A 5,519-nucleotide genomic window follows, 5' to 3' on the forward strand; every position below is an offset into this window, starting at 1 on the left:
GGGTTCTGGGTCAGGAAGGCGACCATCGAGCTGCTGTCGCAGGCGTTCTCCATGGTGCCCCCGTAGAGGCCTGGAGTATTGCCCGACACGACGCCGGATGTCCGAGCGACCAGCACGGGCCCGGGTCCGCCTCGCCCCGGGGGAGCGAAGGGATTGGCTCCGGGTGCCGCCGCTGGTTCGGCTCGAACATTGATGGGTGGGGGGGCGAGCGGGGCCGACGGGGTCGCGTTCGCCGAGGCGACGCCGACGACTCCGCCCATGATCATCCCGGACACGGCGAGCGTGGCGAGGATCGGTCGATACATCACATTGATTCCCTCATCGCCGACCGACGTCAGCGCGCGAATAGGAAGGTAATTCTGTCGCTTGACGAATCCGACACTGCGGCTTGTGTCGCCGTGCGTCAAGCAGCCTCATCACTTGTGGCAAGTGCGGCTAGACAGCAGGGCGCGGCCGTCGCGTCGGGCGCGGGCCCTCACGCGGCGGACAGGGTGTCGGCGCCCGGCGCCGGGCCTGCCGGAACCTCCCCGTGCGGGGACTCGTCCACGGGTCGTGCCGTCGGAACGGCCGGCACGGCGCGCGCCGAGAACCGTCCACCGGCGGGCCGGGGATGCATAATGCGATTCACCCCGGTGTGGGTGTCGGCCGCGCCCCCACCCCGCCGAGTGTGAGTGAGACGCCCCGTGTCCGAGGACGACGTACCACCCGCAGACGTTCACTCGGCCATGCCGCTGCACGAACTCATCCGCGCCGGCATGCAGGAACGGGGCTGGTCCTACAGCGACCTCGAGCGGGCCTCGGGCCGCGCCCTCACCCGCGGACGGTGGCAGCAGTTGGGATCCGGGGTGGCGCAGCGCAAGTTCCCCGATCCGTCATCGTTGACGGTCATCTCGGAGGTCCTGGAGGTCGACATCACCACCGTCGTCCTCGCCGCCGCGCGCAGCGTCGGTCTGGACGTCCGGACTCGGGGGACGGACCTGGCACATCTGCTCCCGGCCCTGACCGAGCGATTGTCGGAGCGCATGCGCGAGGCCATCCTGACCCTGGTCCGCGCAGCCGTCGCCGAGACCCGGCACGACGAGGGCCGCGAGGTCGCTCCGCCCGAGGCCCTGCAGGGGTTGAGGCTGGAATGGCCCAAGAGCGCATCCCCGTCGGGTACGGAATCGGGGCACTCCGACCGTTCCCGGCCGGGGACGTAGGACCTCGGTCAGCTCGGGACCACGCGCAGTGCGGGCACCTTCCTCGCCCCCTCGGCGGCGTCCACGCCGAGGGACAGGACCTTGAGCACGTCGAGCAGTGCCCAGCACTGATCCTCCGCTGAACTGCCCGAGTCGAGGCTGAGGACCCACACCGTCGTCGTCGTGTCCAGCACCGCGACGAGCCCCGTGAGGGGGACGTAGGAGACGGCGAGGACCGAGCGGAGGCCGTCGACCAGCGCGTGGGCCGAGGCGGTGCAGTGCGGACACGTGCCGACGCCGCACGACGAACTCCGGGGATGCGTCATCGCGCACTCCTCTCGCCCAGAGCGACCCACCATCGGAGGCTTTTTCTCGGAACGCCCGTGGAGTCGAGCGACCATCACCAGGTGGGTGAGGGCTGAAGCGAGAGCAAGATGACAACTACGCCTTGAGCCTACGCCGAAAGATGCGAGTGTGCCGTCGTGTTCAGGCGGTGTGCGGACGGTCGGCGGCGACGCCGTCACCAGCCGTCATGGGAGACGGCGCGACGTCGGGTCGCCCCGCCGCCAGCCGGGTTTCCGCTCCGATCCGGGACGCCAGGTCGTCCTCCGCCCCGGCACGCCGGTCTCCCGCGAACGCCATCTCCTCCCAGGCCCGGAATTGGGCCTGCTCGGCAGTCGCCCGGATGATGGCTGCGCCGATGAGGAGCCCGATGCCGCAACTGACCACGAACCACGCCACGATGCCCACGCACACCCAGCCGGCCATGTTCATGGGCTCCGCCTTCCGCTCTCCGCCGTGGTGGGGCTCGCGGCACGTGCCGTGAGGGTCGTCGATCTCACCCGGGTCCGCCGCCCGAGACGAGAACCCATGGACCCGTGGAACTCGTCGATCTCGTCGCGTTCACGCCGGAGCCGCCAGCAATCGAAAGCACCGAAGAGGAATTCGAGGCTCAACTTCATAATCCTCATCTGAGCCTAGACGACGCCGTCGTATGATCGCAATGGCGCGAAATGGTCAACAGGGAGTCGTCGCCGGCGGGAACCGGTCCCGAACGGGTGAGGGACGGATGGCCGACTCGGATGTCTGATGACACTGGGTGGGCAACCGGCGTTCCGGACGCCGTACAGTTCCGCCCGTGGAGCGGAGTCTGGGCGAGATCGTCCGAGAGGCGATGCTTCGACGCGGGGTGAACATCAAGCAGCTCGCGCGCCTGACCGCGGACCTCGGCGACCCGGTCTCCGAGGGCACCGTCCACAACGTGCTCAAGAGTCGCGTCTCGCACTCGCGCTACGACACGATCAGGCCGCTGTGCGCGGCGCTGGGCCTGGACTACAACGCGGTGCTCGCCGAGATCAACCGCCCGGCCCACCGGGTGCGCGCGCTGCCGGACGATTTCCACCACCTCACCGACGACCAGTGGCGGGCGGTGGTCGAGTTGGCGAAGCAGTTCCGCATCGCCAACGAAGGTCGCCAGCGGACCACCGACCCTCCGGCCGGCGGGTGTACGACGGCGGACGGCTGACGACCGGCTCATGCCGCGGTCACTCGCGGAGCATTCCGCGCATGGCCAGCAGATGCTCGGCGAGGGAGCCCAGGTCCTCCCCGGTCAGCGCGAGCTCGCCCGGGTGCTCGGGGTTGTCGACCTCCAGGACGACCGCCGGGGTCTCCTCGCTGCCGTCCGCGTACCGGAGGCGACGCAGCCAGCCGGTCACGACGACGTCCGGCAGATAGGTCGGACGCCAGTGGAGGAGGCGCGAGTGGTGCTCGGTGCCGCCGAGAGGGCCGGGCTGGTCGAATTCGCACCAGGTCGGGTGCGTCTGGTGCGCCATCTCCTGGCCGAGGACCTGAGCGGTTCCCGCCGGCCCCCCGCCGTCCGACCCGGCGATCTCTCGCATCGGTGTGCCCCATCCTCCGGCGGTGCTGCGCGCACTCGGCCGCTGTCTCAACGTGACCGAACCGTGACTGTGCGTACTCCTCGATGAGTAGTCGCAGCAACGGTCCATCGCGTTACTCGATCGTCCGGAGGTGTGGTGCCGATGTCACGCCGCCTCGTCGGAGCAGGAGAACAACCCGCAGCGGTAGGCGAGGGCGACGGCGTGGGCTCGTTCGTGCACGCCGAGTTTGCCGAACAATCGGCGCGCGTGGCACTTGACGGTGTTGTCGGACAGGTAGAGCTCCCGCCCGATGTCCGCGTTGCTCATTCCCTGACTGATGCCACCGAGCACCTGCAGTTCACGCTGGGAGATGCCCAACTGCCTCTGCACCGCCGACCGGACGGAGACGGTGCCACCGGGCGAGGGCCCGGCTCTCGTGCCCGAGCCCACACCGCGCGGCGCCGCAGGAACGATCGTGGGGGCCGCGTCGCCGGTCCCGTCCGGGCGGACCGTCGACGGCTGCGTGGTGCTCACCGCGGTGAGCGCGTGGACCAGGGACAGCGTGACGACGGCCGGCGCGTCCCACCGCACGAATCCGCGGGCGCCCGCCGCGACCGCCGCACCCGCGGTCGCGCAGTCGTCGGCCGAACCGACGGCGATGACCGCGGCCGTCGGGCGGACCGCGAGGAGCCGCCGGATCGCATCGACCCCGGACGGCACGGCCCGCTGCGTGCCCACGACGGCCAGCTGTCCCGGGTCCCCGACGAGGCGGTGGATCAGCTCGTCCGCGCTGACCACCCCGATCACCCGGAGTTCCGGTACCGCGCCGAACATGATGCCGAGCCGTTCGCGGGCACTGCGGCGATCGTCGTAGACCACGCAGACGGTCACGCTCTCGTACCGTCGATCCGCATAGCGGGTCCGACGGGTCCCCGCACACCCGAACGGCTGACGACGACAGGCTCTCTCACCACGACCCCCAGACGAGATGGTCCACGATCGAACGACCAGCGCCGGGGTCTGGGGCACTAAGCGCAACTATGACTTTCGCGCGGTACCAGCCACAAGACGGCGGATGGGTACTCTCAGTATCCCAACGCAGCAGTGGCCTCACGCTGTGTCGACCTCCGGGGTCCTCCGGCGACACCACCCGGCGGTACCTCCGGTGCCCCTCACGCTCCGTGGACATGGTCGGTCGACCGACCCGGACGGACGGCACCCCGCTGCCTCTCCGCCCGGTGAGATGGTGATCCGGTGTTCTCGCGCCTGCTCGTCGCCAACCGGGGTGAGATCGCCGTCCGGATCGCCCGTGCCGCCGCCGACCTCGGGATCGTCTCGGTCGCCGTGTACGCCACCGACGAGCCCGACGCCCCGCACGTGGCCAAGGCGGACGCCGCCGTCGCACTGCGGGGTGCGGGCGTGGCCGCCTACCTGGACGTCGACGACCTGCTGCGCGCCGCCGAGGAGGGCGGCGCCGACGCCGTCCACCCCGGCTACGGCTTCCTCGGCGAGAGCCCGGCGTTCGCGCGGGCGTGCGCCGAGCACGGCCTCACGTTCGTCGGGCCGTCGCCGGAGGTGCTGGCCGAACTCGGCGACAAGACCAGGGCCCGCGACCTGGCCGCGGCCGCCGGGCTCCCGGTGCTCGCCGCCGCCGGCCAGGACGGCGCGGGCGCGCTCCTCGCGCGGACCGGTGCGGTCATGGTCAAGGCGGTCGCCGGCGGCGGGGGACGCGGGATGCGGCAGGTGACCGACCCCGCCGCGCTCGCCGACGCGCTGGCCCGCTGCGCGTCCGAGGCCGACACCGCGTTCGGCGACGACCGCGTCTACGCCGAGGAGCTGCTGCGCCCGGCGCGCCACGTCGAGGTCCAGATCCTCGGTGACGGCACCGGTGCGGTCACCCAGCTCGGCGAGCGGGACTGCTCGGTGCAGCGCCGCCACCAGAAGGTCGTCGAGGTGGCCCCGGCGCCGGGCCTCGACGCGGACGTGCGCGCCCGGCTGCTCGCGGCCGCGGTGCGGCTGGGGGAGTCGGTCCGCTTCGCCGGCCTGGGCACCGTGGAGTTCCTCGTGGCCGGCGGGCGGTTCGCGTTCATCGAGGTCAACCCCCGGATCCAGGTGGAGCACACGATCACCGAGGAGGTCACCGGCGTCGACCTGGTGGCGACCCAGATCCGGCTCGCGGCCGGGGCCGGCCTCGCCGACCTCGGCCTCACCCAGGACCGGGCCCCGCTCCCGCGCGGCACGGCCCTGCAGGCGCGGATCACGGGCGAGCGCACCGGACCCGACGGCGCCGTCACACCCGACGCGGGGACGCTCACCGCCTACGAGATGCCCTCCGGGCGCGGCATCCGGGTCGACGGCGCCGGGTACGTCGGCTACCGGACGAGCCTGGGCTACGACCCCCTGCTCGCGAAGCTCGTCGTCTCCGACCCGGCCGCCCACCTCGCCGTCGTCGCCGCCCGGGCGG

8 protein-coding genes are annotated in these 5,519 nt (G+C 71.7%); 3 read left to right on the forward strand and 5 right to left on the reverse strand.

All coding sequences use genetic code 11. The features are described from left to right. On the reverse strand, window positions 1-407 hold a 407-nt coding region (locus tag AC0CYZ_RS19545), incomplete at its 3' end, for a hypothetical protein (protein WP_472218340.1). Between the two features lie 318 nt (window positions 408-725). Between AC0CYZ_RS19545 and AC0CYZ_RS19550 the strand changes: the two genes are divergently transcribed. Then, window positions 726-1,199, forward strand: coding sequence for a hypothetical protein (locus tag AC0CYZ_RS19550; RefSeq protein WP_472218341.1), 474 nt, complete (start codon window positions 726-728; stop codon window positions 1,197-1,199). A gap of 8 nt (window positions 1,200-1,207) precedes the next feature. On the opposite strand, the gene AC0CYZ_RS19555 is transcribed toward AC0CYZ_RS19550, so the two are convergent. Together AC0CYZ_RS19555 and AC0CYZ_RS19560 are read right to left on the reverse strand one after the other, a co-directional pair. Beyond that, window positions 1,208-1,504 (reverse strand): hypothetical protein, encoded by a 297-nt coding sequence (locus AC0CYZ_RS19555; RefSeq protein WP_472218343.1) that lies wholly within the window; start codon window positions 1,502-1,504, stop codon window positions 1,208-1,210. A gap of 160 nt (window positions 1,505-1,664) precedes the next feature. Continuing rightward, window positions 1,665-1,952 carry a hypothetical protein gene (locus tag AC0CYZ_RS19560; RefSeq protein ID WP_472218345.1) on the reverse strand — a complete coding sequence of 96 codons (288 nt, stop codon included), beginning with the start codon at window positions 1,950-1,952 and terminating at the stop codon, window positions 1,665-1,667. Window positions 1,953-2,316: 364 nt separating this feature from the next. On the opposite strand from AC0CYZ_RS19560, the gene AC0CYZ_RS19565 reads away from it, so the two are divergent. Further along, window positions 2,317-2,703, forward strand: coding sequence for a helix-turn-helix domain-containing protein (locus AC0CYZ_RS19565; protein ID WP_472218347.1), 387 nt, complete (start codon window positions 2,317-2,319; stop codon window positions 2,701-2,703). Window positions 2,704-2,722: 19 nt separating this feature from the next. Here the strand turns inward: AC0CYZ_RS19565 and AC0CYZ_RS19570 are convergent, their stop codons facing one another. Then, window positions 2,723-3,076, reverse strand: coding sequence for a hypothetical protein (locus AC0CYZ_RS19570; protein ID WP_472218349.1), 354 nt, complete (start codon window positions 3,074-3,076; stop codon window positions 2,723-2,725). Between the two features lie 144 nt (window positions 3,077-3,220). Then, window positions 3,221-3,946 carry a response regulator transcription factor gene (locus tag AC0CYZ_RS19575; RefSeq protein WP_472218351.1) on the reverse strand — a complete coding sequence of 242 codons (726 nt, stop codon included), beginning with the start codon at window positions 3,944-3,946 and terminating at the stop codon, window positions 3,221-3,223. A gap of 363 nt (window positions 3,947-4,309) precedes the next feature. Here AC0CYZ_RS19575 and AC0CYZ_RS19580 point away from each other — a divergent pair. Continuing rightward, window positions 4,310-5,519: ATP-binding protein (locus tag AC0CYZ_RS19580; RefSeq protein ID WP_472218353.1), on the forward strand; the 1,210-nt coding region annotated here is incomplete at its 3' end.

The sequence above is a fragment of the Actinomycetospora sp. genome (genome assembly GCF_055612215.1).

What these genes read in the sequence shown, in the direction of transcription:
- AC0CYZ_RS19550 (WP_472218341.1), top strand. Translation starts at nt 726, where the DNA reads ATGCCGCTGCACGAACTCATCCGCGCCGGCATGCAGGAACGGGGCTGG.
- AC0CYZ_RS19555 (WP_472218343.1), bottom strand. Translation starts at nt 1,504, where the DNA reads ATGACGCATCCCCGGAGTTCGTCGTGCGGCGTCGGCACGTGTCCGCAC.
- AC0CYZ_RS19560 (WP_472218345.1), bottom strand. Translation starts at nt 1,952, where the DNA reads ATGAACATGGCCGGCTGGGTGTGCGTGGGCATCGTGGCGTGGTTCGTG.
- AC0CYZ_RS19570 (WP_472218349.1), bottom strand. Translation starts at nt 3,076, where the DNA reads ATGCGAGAGATCGCCGGGTCGGACGGCGGGGGGCCGGCGGGAACCGCT.